Origin of the sequence: Micromonospora sp. DT44 (assembly GCF_049841635.1) — a bacterium.
GTDB lineage: Bacteria > Actinomycetota > Actinomycetes > Mycobacteriales > Micromonosporaceae > Micromonospora.
This window is the reverse complement of the sequence record NZ_JBNCKS010000025.1, coordinates 326-19,581: the sequence shown is the minus strand read 5'-3', so window position 1 is coordinate 19,581 and position 19,256 is coordinate 326. Positions and strand designations below refer to the sequence as shown.

The following is a 19,256-nucleotide window of genomic DNA, read 5'->3' as shown; positions in this document are numbered from 1 at the left end:
CCACCAGCACCTGTAACACCCACCCCTCGTCGAACCGGGAGCACCACGTGAGTCGGGCCTTCAGTGCGCCGTTTCCACCGGATCGACGGGGGGTGGCCCCGTCTCGGGACACCACGACGGGCCGCTCCGGCGGCTCCGCCCGCGCGGTCACCCGGACGCTGAGCGACGATCCGCTGGGCGGCACGGTACGACGTACCGTGCTGCCCAGCGGCCTGCGCGTGCTTACCGAGGCGATCCCGACGATGCGCAGCGTCTCCTTCGGCATCTGGGTCGCGGTGGGGTCGCGGGACGAGACCCGTCCGCAGGCCGGCGCCGCGCACTTCCTGGAGCACCTGCTCTTCAAGGGCACCCACAAGCGGACCGCGCTGGAGATCTCCTCGCAGATCGAGGCCGTCGGTGGTGAGACGAACGCCTTCACCACGAAGGAATACACCTGCTACTACGCCCGCGTGCTGGACGAGGACCTGCCGCTGGCGATCGACGTGATGTGCGACCTGGTCGCCGACTCCCTGCTGGAGCCGGCCGACGTGGAGACCGAACGTGGCGTGATCCTCGAGGAGATCGCCATGCACGACGACGAGCCCGGTGACGAGGTGCACGACCTCTTCGCCCGAGCTGTCTACGGTGACCACCCGCTGGGCCGACTGATCTCCGGCACCGAGGAGACCGTCACGCCGATGACCCGCAAGCAGATCCAGAGCTTCTACCGGGGCCGCTACACGGCCCCGCAGATTGTCATCGCGGCCGCCGGCAACCTCGACCACGCCGCCGTGATCAAGCTGGTCCGCCAGGCCGTGCGCGGCACGCCGCTGGACAGCGACCCGGCCGCGCCGGCCGCACACCGCGCGGCCACCCCGGCGGTACGCACCAAGCCGGCCGCCACCCTGGTCGAGCCGAAGGAGACCGAGCAGGCACACGTCCTGCTCGGCTGCCCGGGCATCGACCGCACCGACGACCGGCGCTTCGCCCTCGGGGTGCTCAACAACGTCCTGGGCGGCGGCATGTCCAGCCGCCTCTTCCAGGAGATCCGCGAGCAGCGCGGCCTGGCGTACTCGGTCTACTCCTATGCCAGTCAGTACGCCGACAGCGGCCTGTTCGCCGTCTACGCCGGCTGCGCGCCGGGCAAGGTGGATGAGGTGCTGGCCCTGACCCGTGCCGAGCTGGCCCGGGTGGCCGCCGACGGGTTGACCGAGGCCGAGGTGGCCCGGGGCAAGGGGATGAGCAAGGGCTCGTTCGTGCTCGGCCTGGAGGACACCGGCTCGCGGATGAGTCGACTGGCCAAGGGCGAGCTGCTCTACGGCGACCTGATGCCGGTGGACGAGCTGCTCCGCCGGGTCGACGAGGTCACCGTCGAGGACGTGAACACCCTCGCCGCCGAACTGCTGAGCCGACCGATGTCGCTGGCCGTCGTCGGTCCGTTCGGCGAGGGCGACTTCTCCGGCTGACCGGGCTCGACGGGCGCCCCCGAGGTCGACTCATCGACGTTCCTGCTCGCCTTCGATAGGCTGCGTGGCGTCGAGGCGAGCTGCGGGGGCCAGTGTGGACGTACGAATCCTGGTGTCTGGTGAGGACCACCTGGCCGCCCTGGAGTCACTTCAGGAATGGCTCGTCGACGATGGCGAACTTCGCGGCCGGGTCACCGGGCTCGAGTCACCGCCGCCGCCCGGTGCGCTGGGTCCGGTGCTCGATTCGCTCCTGTTGGCGCTGGCCCCGGGAAGTGTGGCGACGGCCCTGGCCACCGCGCTGATCTCCTGGATTCGGCATCGCGGCGGTGCCGTGCGTGTCGAGGTCGAGCTGCCCGACGGTCGGCGGGTGAAGCTCGAAGCGGATCGGGTCCGCGAACTGACCGACGCCCAGGTGCGCGCCCACCTGGTCGACCTGGTCGCCGCATTGACGACCGATACGGTCGCACTCGAATCCAACCGGGCTGGCACCGAGGAGCCGCCCGTCACAAATGGGTAACCTCAGCGGCCGGGGCGTACAGGTCCTGGTGATCGGCACCGAAACCCACCACGGCGAGGGGCTGCCCTCGGTGCCGGTGGTGGGCCGTACCTTCACCGCGCTGGTCGAGCGCTTCAGCAGCCGGTGCGGGGTGCCGGCGGGGCAACTACGCGCGGTTCACGACCCACCGGACGCGGTCACCATCGCCCGGGAGGTCACTGCGGCCGCGCAGCAGGCCACCACCGTGCTGCTGATCTACTTCATCGGCCACGGTCTGCGCGGGCCCGGCGGCGAGTTGTATCTGGCGGCCAGCGGCACCGAACGGCTCACCCCCGGCCTGGCCGCGCATCAGGCGTACCCGGTCTCGGACCTGCGCGAGGCACTGACGGCGTGCCGGGCGCCGTCGGTGGTCGTCGTGCTGGACTGCTGCTTCTCCGGGCGGGCCCACCTGGCCCCGCCGGTCGCGGACCCGCTCGTCGGGCTCCCCCCGGTGCACGGTGCCTACCTGCTGAGTTCCGCCGAGCAACTCGCCTCGGCCGACCCGGAACGCGAGCACACCGCCTTCACCGGTGCCCTGATCGGGTTCCTCGACCAGGGCGACCCGTCGGCCGGGCCGCAGTTGACCCTCGACGACGCGTACCACCATCTCTTCGACGTGCTACGGGCGCGGGACGCACCGCTGCCCCGGCGTCAGGAGGCCGGGCATTCCGGTCGGCTCGTCCTCGCCGACAATCCGGCGTACCGCCCGGTCACCGACCCCGAGGGCGTTCCCGTCGCCCAGTCCAGCGGGCCGAGTCCCTACCGGAGCCTGGACCCGTTCCGGGAGAAGGACGCGGACGTGTTCTTCGGGCGGGAGTCGGCGATTGCCGCGCTTGTCGATGCGGCGGCCCGGCGGCTGGCCGACCCGGGCACGCTGCTGGTGCTCGGGCCGTCGGGCAGTGGCAAGACGTCACTCCTGCACGCCGGTCTGCTGGCCCGCGTACGACGGGACGGATTGACCACCGACGACGCTGAGCCGCCGGTCTGGCTGGTGATCCTGCCGGGTCTGACGCCGGGCGGCGAGCCGCTCGCGGCGCTTGCCCGGGTCCTCGGCGACGACCACCCGGACGCGGCGGGCCGGTTGGCGGAGCGGCCGGCTGCCGCCGCCGAGCTGGTCGAGGCCACCGCGCCGGGCCGGACGGTGCTGCTCCTCGTCGACCAGTTGGAGGAGTTGTTCACCCTCGACGTCGGCGACGAGGCCCGGGTAGCCTTCGCCGGCTGCCTCGCGGCATTGACCGCGCCACGCGCCGGCGGCGCCCCGTACGCCGTCGTGGTGGCCGCCCTGCGGGCCGACTTCTACGGTGTCGCCAGCGAGGATCCGGCTTTCGCCGGATTGCTGGCCGGTCCGCGGGTGGTGGTCGGGCCGTTGACCGGCACCGAGCTGCGCCGGGCGATCGACGGCCCGGCCGTCCAGGCCGGTCTGGAGATCGGCGACGGCCTGGCCGAGTTGGTGCTGCACGAGCTGGGCGCCGGTCGGCCCCGTGGGCCGGAGCCGGGCGCGCTGCCGTTGCTGTCCCACGTGCTCTGGGAAACGTGGCGGCGACGCACCGGCAACCGGTTGAGCGTCGCCGGCTACCGGGACAGCGGCGGGCTCAACGGGGCGATCGCCAAGACCGCCGAGGACACGTACGACGGACTTGACGCGCCGGAGCAGGCCGCCGCCCGCAAGCTGCTGGTGCGGCTGACCCGGGTGGGGGAGAGCGGTACGGACACGGCCCGGCCGGTGCCGCGTACCGAACTGCTGCACGGGCTGGGTGCCGCCGGCCCGGTGGTGCTGGAGCGGCTCGCCGCTCGCCGGTTGGTCGGCATCGACCCGGACGGCGTGGTTCGGGTCAGCCACGAGACGCTCCTGCACGCCTGGCCCCGACTGCGCTCCTGGGTCAACGATGATCGGGCCCGGTTGGTGGCCCGGCAGCAGCTCTCCGACGCCGCGCAGGCGTGGCAGACCGGTGGACGGGACCGCGGTGACCTGATGTCCGGGGCGCGACTGACGGTTGCCCGCAAGTCCCTTCCCGAGGACGAGGTCGACCGGTTGAGCCCGGTGGAGCGGTCCTTCCTGGCCCGAAGCCTGCGCCTGCGGCGGATGCGGCGCGCGGGAGTAGCGGTGATCGCGGTCCTGGCACTGCTGTTGGGTTCGGGTGCGGTCGTGGCGGCGCAGCAGCGAGCCCGGGCAGAGCGGTTGGACGCGCAGATCGCCTCCCGCCGCCTGGCCGCGCAGGCCAACGCGCTGCGGTCGAGCCGGCCGGAGGTGGCGCTCGCCCTCAGCCTCAGCGCCTACCGCACCGCTGCTACGCCGGAGGCCCGGCAGGCGTTGTACGCCTCCTACGCCGAACCGCGTGCGATGCTGCTGACCGGCCACGAGGAGCCCGTCCTCGACTTGGCCTACACACCCGACGGTCGCACCCTGGTGAGCTCGGCCGCCGACCGGAGCACCCGGCTCTGGGACGTCTCGGATCCCGAGCACCCCGCGCCGCGTGCCGTCATTCCGCGCCTGACGAACACCGCAACCGGTCTGACCCCTGACGGCAAGATCGTGGTGGGCGGTTCAGCGGAGACCTTGAACCTGTGGGACATCGCCGACCCGGGACATCCGGCGGAGATGGCCACAGTGCGACACCCCGGTCTTGATACGGAAGGACTGGCCGTAGCCCCGGACGGCCGCACGGTGGCAACCGGTGGTGACAACGGAACCCTCCGGCTCTGGGACATTCGGGATCCCACCAGGCCGACGGTGATCAGCAGCCGCACGTTCGCTGGGAACCAACTGCCCTCGGTGGCGTTCAGCCCGGACAGTCGGACCCTGGCAGTCGCCCATCGGCTCCACGATTTCAAGCTCGGCTACGGGAAGGTGACGCTCTGGGACGTCGGGGAGCCCCGGCGGTTGACCCAGCTCGTCGAGCTGCGTGTTGTCTCGGCCTTCGCGGTCGCCTTCAGCCCACAGGGCACCGAGCTGGTCGCCGGGGGTGCCCTAGATAGCCTGCAGGTCTGGGATGTGGCCGATCGTCGGCGTCCCCACCCGTTGGAGGACCAGACTTCTGCGAACCCGTCGAGCGAAGGCGGGATCAGCTCAATCTCATTCCGCCCCGACGGCGCCGTGTTCGCCACGTCCAACATCACTGGTGCGGTGGACCTGTGGCAGGTCGATAGTGGGGCTAGCTCTGTCAGCCACTGGGCGGCTTTGCCAGGTGTCATCTCCGGCACGTCGGTGGCCTTCCGCCCGGACGGGCGTGGCCTCGCCAACGGCACCGCGAGTGGTGCGATCCGGGTCTGGGCACCCACCGCGCCGGTGCTGGCGGCGGACCTCAGCCCACCTCTTGTGCAGGTGCCGGGCGAGGCGTTCGGATTCGGCGGTCGGTACCTGGTCACCAACGCCGACGGCGTCCCGCGTCTACCGGACTCGTCGGGCGCCCGAATCTGGGACGTCGGCGTTCGACCGCCCGTGCTGATCGCGCGACTGCCGAAGGGTTGGGGAGCCGCCCGATTCCTGCCCGACGATCGCACGATCATCAGCTTGAACTGGGATCTCGGCAGCCTCCGGCTGTGGGACCTTGCCAATCCTCATCAACCGGTGCCTGCGGCGGATCTGCCGCTGGATCCCCGCGTCGGAGTTGAGCTGAGGCTGGCGGCCAGCCCGGACGGCCATCACCTCGCGATGGGTTCCACCGACGCGCGGACCATTCGGTTGCTGGACGTGCGTGACCCGCGAGCACCAACCGAGGTCGCCAGGTTCGACAACGCCGAAGCGGCCGGGCATCTGCAGTTCCTCGACGACGGTGTGCTGGCGGTTTGGGACGCCACCCAGATTCAGCTGTGGGACGTCAGTGAGAGGACACATCCGATGCGGGCCGGGGCGCTGACCAGCACCCCCCGCTCGGACAATTTGTCCTACGAGCGCACCAGGAAGATTTTGTTGATCAACGACATTCATGACGGATTCCTGAGCCGGCTGTGGGATCTCGGCGACCCGTACCATCCCCGTCGCCGGGAGGGCACCATCAAGATGGTTCGCTTCGGCGTCCCCGTTGTCATCGATCCCCGCACCCTGGTCGTTGATGACGAAAGCGCATCGCTCAAGGTCTGGGACATCACCGATCTTGACCGTCCGATCGTCGGTGCGGCCCTCACCAGCGACGTCGGTCTGCGTGAGCTGACCGTCAGCCCGGACGGTGCGACGCTGGTCAGCGCCTCAACCTCCGGATCCCGGGGCAGCGCTTTTGAGCTCTGGCGGCGGGACGGCGAGGGTTTCTTCACCCGGTTCGCCGCCATGCCCGGTGAGTTCGGTGAGTTCGCCCCAGATGGTCGCACGGTGCTAAGCCACGTGCCGACGACCGCACCACCGGGTCTCTTCAGCCCAGAGGGCGGGGTGACCCTGTGGGATCTGGACCCGGACCGGGTCTACCGGGAGCTGTGCGAGTGGCCGCCCGCCGCGTTGTCCGATGATGAGTGGCGGCAGTACGCGTCCGGCCTGCCCCGGAAGGAGTCGTGTCCCTGAGGCCGAGAGTGCCGTCCCGATTGGGATAGGTTGTGCCCGTGACTGACGAGCAGGGGAAGACCCGGGTCGGCGTGTTCGGTGCCCGTGGTCGGATGGGTGTCGAGGTCTGCAAGGCCGTCGACGCCGCTGACGATCTCGAACTGGCCGCCGCGATCGACCAGGGCGATGGTCTCGAAGCCGCGTCCGCCGCCCAGGTGGTCGTCGACTTCACCACGCCAGACGTCGTCATGGACAACCTCCAGTGGTGCATCGCGCAGGGCATCCATGCGGTCGTGGGCACCACCGGCTTCACGGAACAGCGGTTGGAGCAGGTGCGCGGCTGGCTGGCCGACAAGCCGGAGGTGGGCGTGGTCATCGCCCCGAACTTCGGTATCGGCGCGGTGCTGATGATGCAGTTCGCCGCGCGGGCCGCCCGGCACTTCGAGTCCGTCGAGATCATCGAGCTGCACCACCCCGGCAAGTTGGACGCACCGAGCGGCACCGCCACGCACACCGCCCGGCAGATCGCCCAGGCCCGGGCCGAGGCCGGCCTCGGCCCGGTTCCGGACGCGACGAAGGACGAGGTGCCGGGCGCGCGGGGCGCCGACATCGACGGGGTACGCGTGCACGCGGTACGCGCCACCGGTCTGGTCGCCCACCAGGAGGTGCTGTTCGGCGGCACCGGCGAGACGCTGACGATCCGACACGACTCGTACGACCGGGTGTCCTTCATGCCCGGCGTGATCCTGGCCGTCCGCGCCGTCCGTACCCGCCCCGGCCTGACCATCGGCCTGGACCCCCTCCTCGCCTAACCCGAGCCCGTCCCCGCCAGCGCGGCCCCCCTCCCGCGATCTTGCAGTCCCGGTGGCGACAAAGGCGGTATTCCCGCCCATCTCGGCAACACAAACTGCAAGATCGCGGCGGGCTGGGCGGCGGGCCTCGTCTCGCCTCTCCGTCGGCGTCGATCATGGAGTTGTGGTGCCCTACATACGGGGCAGGTACGGAGCTTTCGCCCACCACAACTCCATGATCGACGGGCTGGGAGGGGGTCAGCGGGAGCGGGTTGGGGTTTTCGGGTTGCGTTGGGTGGGGACGGTTGGGGTCAGGGCGGTGGGTAGGCCGGTTACGGTGGCTTCGCCGGTGTGGTTGACCGTGACACTCACCGGGGTGGCGGCTACCCGGAGGTTGGTGGCGTGCAGCGCGCCGAAGTTGGGGCCGGCCAGCGGGGTCAGCCGGACCGTGCCGCCGGGCACGTCCGGGTAGAGGCCGGTCGCAGCCTGGAGCAGCAGAACCGCGCCCGCCGCGGCCCACGCCTGTGGACGGCAGGCCGCCGGGTACGGCACCGGGCGGCGCAGCAGCGTCCGGTCGTCGCCGCCGTACAGTTCGGGCATCCGGTAGTCGAACGCCTCGGCCGCCGAGAGCAGCCCTTCGGCCAGGCCGAGCGCGGCCTCGGAGTGCCCGCCGCGAGCCAGCCCGGCGAGCACGATCGCGGTGTCGTGGGTCCAGATCGAACCGCAGTGGTACGACAGCGGGCTGAAGCCCGCGTCGTCGGTGGACATCGTCCGTAGCCCGAAACCGCCGGCCAGCGTGTCCGTGGTGAGCAGGCGGGCGATCTGCGCCTCCTCGTCGGCGTCGAGCAGACCGGTGCCGAGCAGGTGACCGATGTTGCTGGTCAGCGAGTCGACGGGCCGCTTGTTCCGGTCGAGGGCCAGGGCGGGCTGCGGGCCGTACCGGCCGTCGACCCAGAAGCTCTCCCGGAACCGGCGGGCCAGGGCGGCGGCGTGTTCGCGCCACCGGTCTGCGCCGGGGCGGCCGAAGGCGTCCAGCAGTGCCGCGCCGTTCACCGCCGCCTCGTGCGCGTACGCCTGCACCTCGGCGAGCACGATCGGCGCGGTGGCCAGGCTGCCGTCGTGGAAGCGTACGGCGTCACCCGAGTCCTTCCAGCCCTGGTTGGACAGTCCGTGCCCGGTGGTGTCGACGTACTCGACCAGGCCGTCGCCGTCCGGGTCGGCGTGCTCGCCGAGCCAGCCGAGGGCCGCCTCCAGGTGCGGCAGCAGCGGTGCGACCTGCTCGGCGGGCAGGCCCCAGCGCCACGCGTCGTGCAGCAGGTTGATCCAGAGCATGGTGGCGTCGACGGTGCCGTAGTAGGCCGGGGGAAGCCGCAGGCCGTTGCCGGGCACCGTGAACTCGTGCCGGCGCAGCTCGTGCAGGATCTTGCCGGGCGCCTCCCCGGTGGCCGGGTCGACGCGGGTGCCCTGGCGCCTCGCCAGGACGCGCAGGGTGCCGGCGGCCAGGTCGGTGCCGAGCGGCAGCATCATCCGGGCGGCCCAGAGGCTGTCCCGGCCGAACAGGGTGAGGAACCAGGGGACGCCAGCGCCGAGGAAGACGTCCCCGGGAGCGCCGGTCTCGGCCAGTCGTAGCCCGCGCAGGTCGTCGAGGCTGCGGTCGAGGAGACGGACGAGCCGTCGGTCGTCGGCGGTCACCTCCGGTCGGGCCCACTCCGGCTCCCCGGTCGGGCCGACCACCACGGCGCGGGGGTCCGCGACGGCCACCTGCCAGCGCAGCACCGTCTCGCCGCGCGGAGGCAGGTCGATCGGCCAGGTCAGCCGGGGTGCGGTGGCCCGCTCGCCGGTGGCGAGCACGTCGGCGTCCGGCGCGGTGACGGTGACGGTGATCCCGTCGGCGGCCCAGGTGAGCAGGCCCGGCTGGCCGGTCTTGGCCTCCAGGGGCGCGGCGGCGCCACCGGATTTGACGGCCTCGATAGGTGCCAGGTCGCAGGCGAGGTCGACGCTGACGGTGGCCCGTACGCCGACCGTGGCGGTCGAGACGATCCGCAGCTCCTCGGTGAGGCCGTTGGGGGTGGCCCGGCGGGAGCGGTCGACGCGGACGGTGGGGTCGGGCGTGGGATCGCCGAGCCAGCGGGCCAGACCCACGAAGCGGGCGCCGTGTGGGCCGTCCTCGCCGTGGGTGAGCCCCTCCAACTCCTGGTCGTCCACGCGCAGCTCGGCCCGGGAGAGCACGCGGGCGTCGGCGTGGAAGACCCCCTGGACGCCGGTCGGGCGGATCTGCCCGGTCACGTCCCCCAGCGCGCTGGTGGGGGCGAGCACCACCCCCACCAACTCGTGCAGAAGGGGTTGCAGCTGGCGGTCGGTCACGGTGCGGCTCCAGATCATCGGGGTGCGGGGCGGATGTCTTGACAACGCGCCCCGGGCGGTGCAAAGTGCGAAACATTCCAGAAACTTGAACGATCTAATCCTGCACTATCCGAATTGGATCGTTCAAGACGGCGAGAGGGATTAAGTGCCTGAAAAGGTAACCATCGCGACGGTGGCCCGGCACGCCCGAGTGAGCCGCCAGACGGTCTCCAACGTGCTCAACGCCCCGCACATCGTGCGCCAGGAGACCCGGCAGCGGGTCGAGGACGCGATCGCCGCGCTCGGCTACCGGGCCAACCAGGCCGCCCGGCAGATGCGCACCGGCCGGTCCCGACTCATCGCCGCCCGCATCGAACCCACCCTCGACGGCATCAACGGCTCCGTGCTCGACCGCTTCCTGCACGGCCTCACCGAGACCGCCGACGCCGCCGGCTACCGGGTGCTGCTCTACACCGCCACCGACGACGAGCGGGAGATCGCCACCTACGACGACCTGCTCGGCACGTACGAGCTGGACGCGTTCGTGCTGGTCGGCACCAAGTACGGCGACCCGCGTACCGCCTGGCTCGCCGAGCGGGAGGTGCCCTTCGTGACGTTCGGCCGGCCGTGGGACGCGCTCGACGCGCACCCCTGGGTCGACGTCGACGGCGCGGCCGGCACCGCAGCGGCCACCCGGCACCTGTTGGACGCCGGGCACCGGCGGATCGCCTTCATCGGCTGGCCGACCGGTTCCGGCGTCGGCGACGACCGACGTGCCGGCTGGCGCGACACGCTGCACGCCGCCGGCGTCGACCCCGCCGGCCTGCACCGGGAGACCGAGGACGGCGTCGCCGAGGGGGAACGTCTCATGCGCGACCTGCTCGCCGCCGAGGGGCCGACCGCCGTGGTCTGTGCCAGCGACTCGCTCGCGCTCGGCGCGCTCCAGGCGATCCGCGACCTCGACCCGCCGGTGTCGGTGATCGGCTTCGACGACACGCCGGTGGCCGCCGCCATCGGCCTGGCCAGCGTCAGCCAACCACTCGGCGAAGCCGCCGCCCGCTGCGTGGACCTGCTCACCGGCGTCCTCGACGGCAACCAGACACCCACCCCTGTGCTGCTCGCGCCCTCGCTGGCCCCGCGGCACACCGCATAACCCCACCCCCTCACCAGGAGAAACCCATGGCACCCAGAACCCTCACCCGGGCAGCGGTCGCCGGCCTCGCCGCCGTCGCGCTGCTCGGCTCCGCGGCCTGTGGCAGCGGCTTCGACGACTCCGGCGACGCCGCCCAGTCCAGCGGCCCGGCCAACCTGCAGATCCTCATCGGCTCCTCCGGCGACGCCGAGACCAAGGCCGTGCAGGACGCCGCCGCGAAGTGGGCCAGCAGCTCCGGCAACAGCGCGACGGTCACCCCGGCGCAGGACCTCACCCAGCAGCTCGGCCAGTCCCTCGCCGGCGGCACCCCGCCGGACGTCTTCTACGTCGACGCGGCCCGCTTCGCCGACTACGCGAGCGTCGGCGCGCTGGAGCCGTACGGCGACAAGATCTCGAACAGCAGCGACTTCTACGAGAGCCTGCGCACCACGTTCACGTACGACGGCAAGCTCTACTGCGCTCCCAAGGACTTCTCCACCCTGGCCCTGCAGATCAACACCGACCTGTGGGCCAAGGCCGGGCTGACCGACGCCGACGTGCCGACCACCTGGGACCAGCTCACCGTGACCGCCCAGAAGATCAAGGCGAAGGGGCAGGTCGCCCTGGCGCTCGGCGACACCCGGGACCGGATCGGCGCCTTCCTCGTGCAGAACGGTGGCTGGCTGCTGAGCAAGGACGGCAAGCAGCCGACCGCCGACACCCCGGAGAACCTGGCCGCCCTGGAGTACGTCAAGTCCCTGCTCACCTCCGGCCTGGCCAAGTACCCGAAGCAGCTCGACTCGGGCTGGTCCGGTGAGGCGTTCGGCAAGGGCAAGGCCGTGATGACGATCGAGGGCAACTGGATCAAGGGCGCCATGCAGAACGACTTCCCGCACGTGAAGTACAAGGTGGTGGCGCTGCCGGCCGGCCCGAAGGGTCAGGGCACCCTCTCCTTCACGCAGTGCTGGGGCATCGCGGCGAAGAGCAAGTACAAGGACCAGGCGATCAAGTTCGTCGAGGCGATGACCAGCGGCGAGCAGCAGTTGACGTTCGCCAAGGCGGTCGGTGTCATGCCGTCCCGGCAGTCGGTGCGCGACCAGTACACGGCCGCCTCACCCGGCGACAAGGTCTTCATCGACGGCGCCGCATACGCCCAGGGCCCGGTGAACGCGCCGAAGATGGACAGCGTCCTCAAGGACCTCGACACCGGCCTGCAGGGCCTCGCCAACGGTGACCCGAAGACCGTGCTGCAGAACTTCGACAAGAACGCCAAGGCCGCGCTCGGCGGCAGCTGAGGTGACGGCGGGGGCCCGCACACCAGCGGGCCCCCGCCGGCACGTCGACCCGAGAGAGGAAGGGAGGGGAGATGGCAACCGAGACACTGACCGCCGCGGCCACCGCGCCCGGCGCGAGCCGCCGCCGACGCCGTCGTGGCGTTCGCGGCAACGAGAACCTCGCCGGCTGGCTGTTCGTCACGCCGGTGATCGTCATCCTGGGGCTGTTCCTGCTGCTGCCGATCCTGATGGCGCTCTGGGTCAGCCTGACCGACTGGAACGGCCAGGGCAGCCCGTTCACCGGCGATGTCCCGTTCGTCGGGGCGCACAACTACACCCAGTTGTTCACCGAGGACGGGCTGGCCCGCCGCGACTTCATGACCAGCATCCGCAACACCATCTACTACGTGGCCATCGTGGTGCCGGCACAGACCGTGCTCGCGCTCGGGCTGGCGCTGATCGTCAACAACCGGATGCTCAAGGGCAAGAGCTTCTTCCGCAGCGCCTTCTACTTCCCCTCGGTCACCAGCTCGGTCGCGATCAGCGTGGTGTTCCTGTTCCTGTTCGCCAACTCGGGCGCGGTGAACGCGCTGCTCGGCTTCGTCGGGATCGACGGACCGGAGTGGTTCGCCGACTCCCGGGGCGTCCTGCACCTGCTGTTCGGCGCGGTCGGCGTCGACACGCCCCCGACGGCGCTGACCGACGGCGGCCCGTTCGGGCTGAGCTGGTGGGACTGGCTGGCCGGCCCGAGCGTCGCGATGACCTCGATCATCACGCTGGTCGTCTGGTCCACCTCCGGCACGTTCATGTTGATGTTCCTGGCCGGGCTGCAGAACGTGCCGGTGACCCTCGACGAGGCCAGCACCCTCGACGGCGCGTCCCGCTGGCAGCGCTTCCGTCACGTCACGCTGCCGATGATCAGGCCGACCACCTTCCTGGTGCTCACCCTCGGCCTGATCGGCTCCTGGCAGGTCTTCGACCAGGTGTACGTCATGAGCCAGGGCGACCCGGCCAAGACCACCCTCACCCCGGCCTACCTGTCGTACCGGACCGCCTTCCGGGACTTCGACTACGGCTCCGGCGCGGCGATCTCGTTCGTGCTGTTCCTGATCATCATCGTGCTCACGCTGATCCAGCGCCGCGTGCTGGCCGAGCGGGACACCGACCGACCTCGTCGCGGCTGGTGGCGTCGGCGCGTACCGGAAAGGTCCTGAGATGGCCGTGTCCACCGACCGCCCGGCGGGGCCCGCGCGCGGTGACCAGCGCGGGGCCCGCACGCTGGCCACCCGCTTCCTGGGGTACGCGACGCTGGTCTTCTTCGGGTTGGTGTTCCTCTACCCGTTCGTCATCCAGATCGCCAGCTCGCTCAAGACCGAGCCGGACGCGGCGGCCAACCCGCTCTCGCCGTTCCCGGACCCGCTCACCCTGGCCGGCTTCGAGCGGATCTTCGCGGGCACCAACTTCCCGCTCTGGCTGGGCAACTCGCTGCTGGTGACCGTGCTGGTCACCCTCGGACGGGTGTTCTTCGACTCGCTCGCCGGGTACGCCCTGGCCCGCCTGCGGTTCGTCGGGCGCAGCGGGCTGTTCGCGGCCGTCATCGCGGTGATGGCGGTCCCCGGTGTGGTCCTGCTGATCCCGAAGTTCCTGGTGCTCAACCAGCTCGGCATCTACAACAGCTACGCCGGCCTCGTGGTGCCGCTGCTGGCCGACGCGGCGGGCGTGTTCATCATGAAACAGTTCTTCGAGTCGATCCCCGTGAGTGTGGAGGAGGCCGCCCGCATCGACGGGGCGAGCATCTTCCGCACCTTCTGGTCGGTGGTGCTGCCGATGGCGAAACCGGCGCTGATCACCCTGACCATCCTGTCGTTCCAGGGCTCCTGGAACGAGTTCCCGCACAGCCTCGTGTCGGTGCAGGACCCGGACCTGTTCACCCTGCCGCGTGGCCTCGCCGACCTGGTCAGCGGCTCACTGGGCAGCGGCAACCAGTACCCGCTGAAGCTGGGCGCGGCGCTGCTCGCCACCATTCCCGTGGCGATCATCTTCGTGGTGTTCCAGCGCTACTTCGTCCGCGACGCCAACGACGGTTCGGACAAGGGCTGACCGTGCCGGTGCGGCGGCCCAGGGCCGCCGCACCGGTTCACTCGCTCTTCTCCGGCGGTACGGCCACGTGCAGGCGCACCTGAGGCACCAGCATGTCGTCGACGTCCAGCGCCCGGGCCGCGCCGTCGGGCTCCCAGCCGGTGCTGGTGAGGAACTTCCGGGTCGCCTCGTCGCCGTCGAACGCCCAGGCCACCGCCCGACCCAACCCGTCTTCGCGCCACAGGTCGACGGTGGCGGCGAGCAGCCGGCTGCCGTGCCCACGTCGACCCCAGCGCGGCTCGACCAGCAGGTCGGTCACGGCGGCCACGTCCGGGCCCAGGGCATCGGCTGGCTCACCCGGCGCCAACGCCTCTCCGTCGGCCGGGCCGGAGGCGGCGAACCCCACCAGATACGATTGCTCGGCCTGTTCGACGGCGACCAGCACCCGGTGCGCGCCGGAGGGCGGCTCCAGCACCGCGGCGCTCCACCGCCGGGCGAGGAACGCCTCGTCCAGGTTGTCGAGCACATGCCGAGGCAGGATCCGGCGGTACGCGACCCGCCAGGTCGCGAGCTGGATGCGTGCGATCTCGCCGGCGTCCTCGGGACGCGCCGGGCGGACGTACCCGAGAGCCATGGGACGGAAGCCTACGCAGGGCGGGGGAGGCGGCGGTGGCGCAGGGTGCCAACAGGACGGCCGTGCAGGTTGTCGGGGTGGTGGTGCTCGCCGCGGCGGTCACCGCGTTCCTCTCCGTGGCGGCCGTACGGCACGGCTTCTTCGACCTGAAGGTCTACTACGGCGCGTTGACGTGGTGGGTGCACGACGGCGGCGAGATCTACGACTACCTCAAGCCCAGCACCCAGTACGGCTTTACCTACCCGCCGTTCGCCGCGCTGGTCATGCTGCCGATGGCGTACCTGCCGTGGACGGCCGCGATCGTGGTGAGCGTGCTCGCCAGCGTGGCCACCACCACCGTGCTGATCTGGTGGTTCGTCGACCCGATCGCCCGGCGGGCCGGGTGGACCCGCTGGTTCGCCCTCGCCGTCGCGCTCTGCCTGGCCGCCGCCTTCGAGCCGATGCGCGAGACGATCAACTTCGGGCAGGTCAACACGCTGCTGCTCTTCCTGGTCGCGGTGGACCTGCTCCGGCTGCTGCCCGCCGGCAACCGGTGGGCGGGCGTGGGCATCGGGCTGGCCACCGCGATCAAGCTGACCCCGGGCATCTTCATCGTCTACCTGCTGGTCACCGGGCGGTGGCGCGTGGCGCTCACCGCCAGCGGCGCCGCCGCCGCGGTGACCGTGCTGGCCGGCGCGCTCTTCCCGGACGCGTCCCGGGAGTTCTGGACCGAGGCGCTGTGGAACACCGCTCGGGTCGGCGAGCTGGCCTTCGTCTCCAACCAGTCGCTGCGCGGCGTGGTCGCCCGCCTCGACCCGCGGCACCCGAGCACCCTGCTCTGGCTGCTGCTGGTGCTCGGCACCCTGGCGCTCTGGGCCTGGCGTTCCCGCGCGGCCGTCGCGGCCGGCGACGAGGCGACCGGCCTGGCCCTGACCGGCGCGGTGATGTGCCTGGTCAGCCCGGTCACCTGGGTGCACCACCTGGTCTGGCTGCTGCCCGCGCTGATCCTGCTGGTCGACAACGCGATGGCCGCGCCGGCCGGCCGCCGCCGGCGCGTCCTGCTGATCGCCGCGACCATCGGGTACGCGCTGCTGATCAGCCGGACCGTCTGGTTCTGGGAGAAGGACTTCACCGGCGTGGACGGCTTCCTCGGCAGCAACGCGTACGTCTGGATCAGCCTGGCCCTGCTGGCCTTCCTGCCGATCCGCCGGTGGCTGACGCCGGGCGGGTCAGTCGTCGAGGCGTCCGGCGTACCGCAGCTCGACGAGCCCGACCGGCCCGCGCCCGCCGGCGAGCGGCACCTGGTAGGTCGACCGCTCACCGTCCGGTGACAGCCCGGCCCGTTCGTAGAACCGGCGGGCCCGCCGGTTGTCGGCCAGCACCCACAGCCGGTAGCCGGTCCAGCCGCGCTCGACGAGCCCGGCGCGGGCGGCCGTGAGCAGCGCGGTGGCTGTCCCGTCGCCCCAGAACGCCGGCTCGACGTAGAGCGCCAGCACCTCGCCGACGCTCGGGTCCAGGTCGTCCCGGTCCTGGTTGCGGCGGTACGGCCCGAAGGTGGTGAAGCCGACGGCCAGCCCGTCCACCTCGCCGATGAGCGTGGTGAACGGGTGCTCCGGGTCGGCGGTGCCCACCTCACGACGGCGCTGCGCCCAGGCCGCCACGTTGAGCCGGCCGAGTACCTCGTCCGGCATGACACCGGCGTAACCCGACTGCCAGCCGTGTACGTGCACCCGGGCGATCGCCTCGGCGTCATCGGGCTCCTCCCGGCGGATGGTCAGCATTGCACCGTTCTATGCCCCCGTGACGGTCGGAGTCCAGCTTCCCGCACCGGCGTCGTACCGATGATTTATCGTCGCCGACGATGGCCGCACCGGAATCACTCTCGCTCGCCCAGGCCCGGCGGGTGGCGCTCGCCGCCCAGGGCTTCGCCGACCCGCCGCCGACCGGCGTGCCCACCCGTCGACACCTGCGCCGGGTCCTCGACCGGGTCTCCCTGATCCAGATGGACTCGGTCAACGTGCTGCAACGGGCGCACTACCTGCCGCTCTACAGCCGACTCGGTCCGTACCCCACCGCGCTGCTCGACCAGGCCGCCTACCGCCGCCCCCGCGAGCTGTTCGAATACTGGGGCCACGAGGCGTCCCTGGTTCCGGTCGGGCTGCACCCGCTGCTGCGCTGGCGAATGGCCCGCGCACACAGCGAATCCTGGGGTGGCATGCGGCGCATCGCCCAGGAACAGCCGGAGCTGGTCGCCTGGGTGCGCGACGAGGTGGCCGCGCGGGGTCCGTTGACCGCCGCCGAGATCGAGCACGACGCGCCCCGGCAGACCGGCAACTGGGGGTGGAACTGGTCGGCCGTCAAGCAGGCGCTGGAGTTCCTGTTCTGGGCCGGTGAGGTGACCGCCGCCGAGCGCAGCACGTCCTTCGCCCGCCGCTACGACCTGCCCGAGCGGGTGCTCCCGCCGGCCGTGCTCGCCGCGCCGACACCGACCGACGCCGAGGCGTACCGCGGTCTGGTGGCCCTGGCCGCGCGGTCGCTCGGGGTGGCCGCCGAGCCGGAGCTGCGCGACTACTTCCGGCTGCCGGTCGCCGGCGCCCGCCAGGCGGTCGCCGAGCTGGCCGAGGCCGGTGAGCTGGTGCCGGTCACCGTGGCGGGCTGGCGGCAGCCGGCCTGGCTGCACGCGTCGGCACGGCTGCCGCGCTGGGTCCGGGGCAACACGCTGGTCAGCCCGTTCGACCCGCTGATCTGGGAACGTGCCCGCACCGAGCGGCTGTTCGACTTCAGCTACCGGATCGAGATCTACGTTCCGGCGCCGCAGCGGGTCTACGGCTACTACGTGCTGCCGTTCCTGCAGGGTGACCGTTTCACCGCGCGGGTCGACCTGAAGGCCGACCGCAGGGCCGGGGTGCTGCTGGTGCCGGCCGCCTGGCTCGAGCCCGGCGCCGACGCGGGGGAGACCGCCGTGGCGCTCGCCGCCGAGCTGTACCGGCTGGCCGGCTGGCTCGGGCTGGACGCGGTCGCCCCACCCGCCGCCGGCGACCTGGCCGGTCCGCTCACGGCCGCCCTGGCGAGCGTGTCGGGTGTACCGTGAACGCGTGACGAGCGTTCCCGGACCGGTCGACCAGTCACCGCCCACCGCCGGTGCCGTCCACACGGTGTCCGCCCCCAATGCTGCGCAGAACGGATGGTCGGCGGAGCCGCCCGTCGGTTACCACTACCCGGCGCCCGAACCCGACCGGCTCACCCGGCTCGTCCTGCGGATCCACGAACGTTCGCCGCGCTGGGCCGTGCCACTGGCCGCCGTCGGCTGCATCGGGCTCGGCATGGCCTACGCGCTGGTGAGCAACCCGACCCACGCCGACCCGGACGCCGCGCCCACCTGCATTCTCAAGCTGACCACCGGGTTCGACTGCCCGGGCTGCGGCGGCACCCGCGCGCTCTGGTACGTGCTGCACGCCGACCTGCCGGCCGCCGCCCGACACCACTTCCTGTTCGTCTTCTCGCTGCCCTTCCTGGCGTACCTCTTCGTGGCCTGGGCGGGCAACCAGGCGTTCGGCTGGCGGCTGCCCGAGCTGCGGATCAGCCCCAAGGTCATTAGCGGCTTCATGGCCGCGTGGCTGGCGTTCACGGTGGTGCGTAACCTGCCCTGGGCGCCGTTCACCTCGCTCTACGTCTGACCCAGCTTCATCCGACACGCGCCGCCCCCGGACGTGCCATTGCTTGACGTGCCGTTGTTCGGCGGATTCCCGCCCACCGTCCTCCGCGTAGGCGGCGCTCGGCGGGCATGGTGCCGGGACTTCAAATTCGCCGCCTGTCGGTTGAACCAAAGCCCATCGTTGCCCGTCAGGACTAAGTCGGACTGACGAGGGGAGCACGGAACATGCCGGGTACGATCGGAGGCAACACGTGGGAGGGCGAGGCGGAGAGGCGCCGGGCCCGGGAACGCGACTGGGACACGGCCGGCGACTTTCTTGCGAGTTGGCGGGGGCACCCCGCAACCCAGAGCTACCGTATTCCTGTTGGAGCTACAACGCGCGCCGAGGACGGGCATGACGTCCATGTCGGCCGGATGGTCGACGAAGCAGGACGCAACGGCTACATCGCGAATCTGCCAGACGGCGTGGAAGCGCTGCTACTTGACTATCTCAACAGGAGGGATTCTCTGAACGTGCCTCCGCCCATGCTCGGACCAGAGTCGAGCGCATGGGGAGATCCGAATTCTATTAGCGAGCAAGGGCGGCGCCACCCGCTCTTTCACCCGTCTCAGCCGCGAACGTATCTGGACGACCCGGAGCGGGAACGCAGGTGGGACACGGTCGGCGACTTTCTTGCGAGTTGGCGGGAGCACCCCGCAACCCAGAGCTACCGTATTCCTTTCAGGGCTGAAACGCACGACGCGGCGGCCGGGGTTCCCGTCAGCGTCGGCATCATGATCCGCCAAGCAGGGCGTTACCCCGTCGAGGGGCTGCCAAACAGCGTGCGAGCGCTTCTAGATGACTATCTCAACAGGAGGGATTCTCTGAACGTGCCTCCGCCCATGCTCGGACCAGAGTCGAGCGCATGGGGAGATCCG

Annotated in this window: 15 protein-coding genes; 12 read left to right on the top strand and 3 right to left on the bottom strand. The window is 71.3% G+C overall.

The genetic code is table 11. The features are described 5' to 3' along the window. Window positions 1–47 precede the first annotated feature (47 nt). The 4 genes from ACLQ25_RS16230 (at window position 48) to dapB (ending at window position 7,263) form a co-directional block, all read left to right on the top strand. Window positions 48–1,445, top strand: a complete 1,398-nt coding sequence (locus tag ACLQ25_RS16230; protein WP_425731703.1) for a M16 family metallopeptidase — start codon at window positions 48–50, stop codon at window positions 1,443–1,445. A gap of 112 nt (window positions 1,446–1,557) precedes the next feature. Continuing rightward, window positions 1,558–1,962 (top strand): effector-associated constant component EACC1, encoded by a 405-nt coding sequence (locus ACLQ25_RS16225; RefSeq protein WP_425731702.1) that lies wholly within the window; start codon window positions 1,558–1,560, stop codon window positions 1,960–1,962. Continuing rightward, on the top strand, window positions 1,955–6,472 hold the full coding sequence (locus ACLQ25_RS16220; protein ID WP_425731701.1) for a caspase, EACC1-associated type: 4,518 nt from the start codon (window positions 1,955–1,957) through the stop codon (window positions 6,470–6,472). The genes ACLQ25_RS16225 and ACLQ25_RS16220 overlap by 8 nt, the downstream gene beginning before the upstream one ends. A gap of 38 nt (window positions 6,473–6,510) precedes the next feature. Further along, window positions 6,511–7,263: a 4-hydroxy-tetrahydrodipicolinate reductase gene (gene dapB / locus ACLQ25_RS16215; RefSeq protein ID WP_425731700.1), complete on the top strand. Its 753-nt coding sequence runs from the start codon at window positions 6,511–6,513 to the stop codon at window positions 7,261–7,263. 237 nt (window positions 7,264–7,500) lie between these two features. Here dapB and ACLQ25_RS16210 read toward each other — a convergent pair whose 3' ends face one another. Then, entirely contained in the window at window positions 7,501–9,606 is a 2,106-nt protein-coding gene (locus ACLQ25_RS16210; RefSeq protein ID WP_425731699.1) for a glycogen debranching N-terminal domain-containing protein, read from the bottom strand. Between the two features lie 145 nt (window positions 9,607–9,751). On the opposite strand from ACLQ25_RS16210, the gene ACLQ25_RS16205 reads away from it, so the two are divergent. From ACLQ25_RS16205 to ACLQ25_RS16190, 4 genes are all read left to right on the top strand, one after another. Then, window positions 9,752–10,738, top strand: coding sequence for a LacI family DNA-binding transcriptional regulator (locus ACLQ25_RS16205; RefSeq protein WP_425731698.1), 987 nt, complete (start codon window positions 9,752–9,754; stop codon window positions 10,736–10,738). A 26-nt stretch (window positions 10,739–10,764) separates the two neighbouring features. Further along, a complete protein-coding gene (locus ACLQ25_RS16200) occupies window positions 10,765–12,012 on the top strand; it encodes a sugar ABC transporter substrate-binding protein (protein ID WP_425731697.1) in 1,248 nt (415 codons plus the stop codon). A 71-nt stretch (window positions 12,013–12,083) separates the two neighbouring features. Then, complete coding sequence (locus tag ACLQ25_RS16195; RefSeq protein WP_425731696.1) at window positions 12,084–13,205, top strand: carbohydrate ABC transporter permease; 1,122 nt, start codon at window positions 12,084–12,086, stop codon at window positions 13,203–13,205. Between the two features lies 1 nt (window position 13,206). Continuing rightward, window positions 13,207–14,091, top strand: a complete 885-nt coding sequence (locus ACLQ25_RS16190) for a carbohydrate ABC transporter permease (protein WP_425731695.1) — start codon at window positions 13,207–13,209, stop codon at window positions 14,089–14,091. A gap of 37 nt (window positions 14,092–14,128) precedes the next feature. On the opposite strand, the gene ACLQ25_RS16185 is transcribed toward ACLQ25_RS16190, so the two are convergent. Further along, a complete protein-coding gene (locus tag ACLQ25_RS16185; RefSeq protein WP_425731694.1) occupies window positions 14,129–14,704 on the bottom strand; it encodes a GNAT family N-acetyltransferase in 576 nt (191 codons plus the stop codon). A 35-nt stretch (window positions 14,705–14,739) separates the two neighbouring features. On the opposite strand from ACLQ25_RS16185, the gene ACLQ25_RS16180 reads away from it, so the two are divergent. After that, entirely contained in the window at window positions 14,740–16,014 is a 1,275-nt protein-coding gene (locus ACLQ25_RS16180; protein WP_425731693.1) for a glycosyltransferase 87 family protein, read from the top strand. Here ACLQ25_RS16180 and ACLQ25_RS16175 read toward each other — a convergent pair. Continuing rightward, window positions 15,913–16,464 carry a GNAT family N-acetyltransferase gene (locus ACLQ25_RS16175; protein WP_425731692.1) on the bottom strand — a complete coding sequence of 184 codons (552 nt, stop codon included), beginning with the start codon at window positions 16,462–16,464 and terminating at the stop codon, window positions 15,913–15,915. The genes ACLQ25_RS16180 and ACLQ25_RS16175 overlap by 102 nt on opposite strands. A gap of 80 nt (window positions 16,465–16,544) precedes the next feature. On the opposite strand from ACLQ25_RS16175, the gene ACLQ25_RS16170 reads away from it, so the two are divergent. The 3 genes from ACLQ25_RS16170 to ACLQ25_RS16160 form a co-directional block, all read left to right on the top strand. Next, window positions 16,545–17,774 carry a winged helix-turn-helix domain-containing protein gene (locus ACLQ25_RS16170; RefSeq protein ID WP_425731691.1) on the top strand — a complete coding sequence of 410 codons (1,230 nt, stop codon included), beginning with the start codon at window positions 16,545–16,547 and terminating at the stop codon, window positions 17,772–17,774. Between the two features lie 4 nt (window positions 17,775–17,778). After that, window positions 17,779–18,360, top strand: a complete 582-nt coding sequence (locus ACLQ25_RS16165; protein WP_425731690.1) for a DUF2752 domain-containing protein — start codon at window positions 17,779–17,781, stop codon at window positions 18,358–18,360. Between the two features lie 392 nt (window positions 18,361–18,752). Next, a partial coding sequence (locus ACLQ25_RS16160; protein WP_425731689.1) for a hypothetical protein occupies window positions 18,753–19,256 on the top strand: 504 nt, incomplete at its 3' end.

Bases quoted from the DNA above. Each gene is read 5' to 3' on its own strand.
- ACLQ25_RS16220 (WP_425731701.1), top strand. From the start codon at position 1,955: ATGGGTAACCTCAGCGGCCGGGGCGTACAGGTCCTGGTGATCGGCACC.
- ACLQ25_RS16200 (WP_425731697.1), top strand. From the start codon at position 10,765: ATGGCACCCAGAACCCTCACCCGGGCAGCGGTCGCCGGCCTCGCCGCC.
- ACLQ25_RS16195 (WP_425731696.1), top strand. From the start codon at position 12,084: ATGGCAACCGAGACACTGACCGCCGCGGCCACCGCGCCCGGCGCGAGC.
- ACLQ25_RS16190 (WP_425731695.1), top strand. From the start codon at position 13,207: ATGGCCGTGTCCACCGACCGCCCGGCGGGGCCCGCGCGCGGTGACCAG.
- ACLQ25_RS16185 (WP_425731694.1), bottom strand. From the start codon at position 14,704: ATGGCTCTCGGGTACGTCCGCCCGGCGCGTCCCGAGGACGCCGGCGAG.
- ACLQ25_RS16175 (WP_425731692.1), bottom strand. From the start codon at position 16,464: ATGCTGACCATCCGCCGGGAGGAGCCCGATGACGCCGAGGCGATCGCC.
- ACLQ25_RS16170 (WP_425731691.1), top strand. From the start codon at position 16,545: ATGGCCGCACCGGAATCACTCTCGCTCGCCCAGGCCCGGCGGGTGGCG.